We start from the raw sequence: 1,730 nt of genomic DNA on the forward strand, positions 1-1,730 counted from the left end.
GCCCGCCCTGCGCGGCGCCGCCGACTGCGTACGCGACCGGCTCGGTCCCGCCTCCGTCGTCGTCGCCAACGCGGGCATCGCCGCGGCCGGGTCCTTCGCGCACACCGACGCCGCGCTCTGGAACCGCGTCATCGCCGTCAACCTCACCGGCAGCGCCGCCACGGCCCGCGCCTTCCTCCCGCACCTCCTCACCACGCGCGGCCACTTCCTCCAGGTCGCCTCCACCGCGTCCTTCGGCTCCGCGCCCATGATGAGCGCCTACTGCGCCTCCAAGGCGGGCGTCGAGTTTTTCGCCCAGGCGCTGCGCAACGAACTCGCCCCCACCGGAGTGACGGTCGGCATCGCGTATCTGCACTGGACGGGCACCGGCATGATCGAGGACCTGGACGAACACCCCGTCCTGCGCGCGCTCCGCGCCCACCAGCCCGCCTTCGCCGGGCGGGTCCACCCGCCCGGCCAGGTCGCCGCCTGGCTCACCCGGAGCATCGCGCGCCGCGCCCCCACCGTCTACGCGCCGCCGTGGCTCCGTTTCCTCCAGCCCCTGCGGCCCGTCTTCCCCTACGCCGTCTCCTACGTCTCGCGCCGCGCCCTCGCGCGCCTCTCGCCCGCCGACCTCGCCCGCGAGGCCGGTGTCCTCGGACCCGGCGGACGGGCCGACTGGGGCGCCGAGGACCGCAGCCCGGCACTCCCCGTGACACCCCCGCACACCTGAGAACCGGGCCGCGACGCCCTCGCGGACCTGAGGGCCCGGGCGCGTCAGGCCCCCGCACACCCGGGGGCCCGCACACCGGAGGGCCCCGCCGCGCCCCCGCCCGCTCAGGCCGACGCGTGTTCCCTGGCCCGTGCGACGGCCTCGCGCACGGGCCCCCTGTGCGCGGGCCCGTGCCCCGCGAGCACCGTCCCGGCGGGCAGGGCTTCGAGAGCGGTGAGCCAGGCGAGGGCACGGGCCCGGTCGGCGTGGAACATCCCGGGCAGCAACTGCGGGCCCGCCAGCCGCGAGGTGGGATGCCCCGTCACGAGGGCGTCGCCGCTGACGAGCACGCCGTGCTCCGGCAGGTGGAAGGCGCAGTGCTCGCGCGTGTGCCCCGGCGTGTGCACGGGCACCGGGCCGCCCGGCAGATCGAGAGCCCCCGCGCCCGGGAAGGCCCGGGGCCCCGCGACCGGCACCGCGCTCATCCCGCCCGAGCGCACCGCGCCCAGCGCCCAGGGCAGCACCCCGGGCCGCCAGGCCCGCGCGAGGACCTTCCCGAGGGTCACCTGATGCAGGAACTCCCGGCGCGCGTGCGGCACTTCCTCCTCGTGCGTGAGGACATCCGTCCCGTACGCGGTGCGCAGGTGCTCGGCGGCGCCGATGTGGTCGCTGTGCGCGTGCGTGAGCAGCACCGCCCGTACGGCCTCCGGCGCGATGCCCAGCCGCGCGAGCTAGGCGAGCACCGCGTCCCGGTCCCCGGGATACCTCGCGTCGATGAGGGTCGCCGCGTCCCCGTCCTTGACGACGACCCAGTTCGTGTCGCTCCCGTGGACCAGGTGCACCCCCGCCGCGACCTCGACGACGTCCTCGTCCCGCAACCCTGCCGCCATTGCCTGCCCTCTCCTGCCGGTCACACCCCGCACGGGGCGCCGGTGCCGTCGCGGCGGACCCGCGCGGGCCGCCGTCCGATGTTCACCGCGCATCCTCCCCGACGCCCGCGGGGCAGGTGGGGGAGGGGGGCCCCGCGGCCGGCGGGGCG

The 1,730-nt window shown here is 77.4% G+C and carries 1 protein-coding gene and 1 pseudogene; one reads left to right on the forward strand and one right to left on the reverse strand.

Features of this window, described 5'->3' with window-relative positions; translation table 11 throughout:
• A partial coding sequence (locus SSBG_RS28835; RefSeq protein WP_078491435.1) for an SDR family NAD(P)-dependent oxidoreductase occupies positions 1-712 on the forward strand: 712 nt, incomplete at its 5' end.
• Between the two features lie 104 nt (positions 713-816).
• On the opposite strand, the pseudogene SSBG_RS28840 reads toward SSBG_RS28835, so the two are convergent.
• Positions 817-1,581: pseudogene (locus SSBG_RS28840) on the reverse strand (MBL fold metallo-hydrolase).
• Positions 1,582-1,730 lie beyond the last annotated feature (149 nt).

It is taken from the genome of Streptomyces sp. SPB074, assembly GCF_000154905.1.
Lineage (GTDB): Bacteria > Actinomycetota > Actinomycetes > Streptomycetales > Streptomycetaceae > Streptomyces.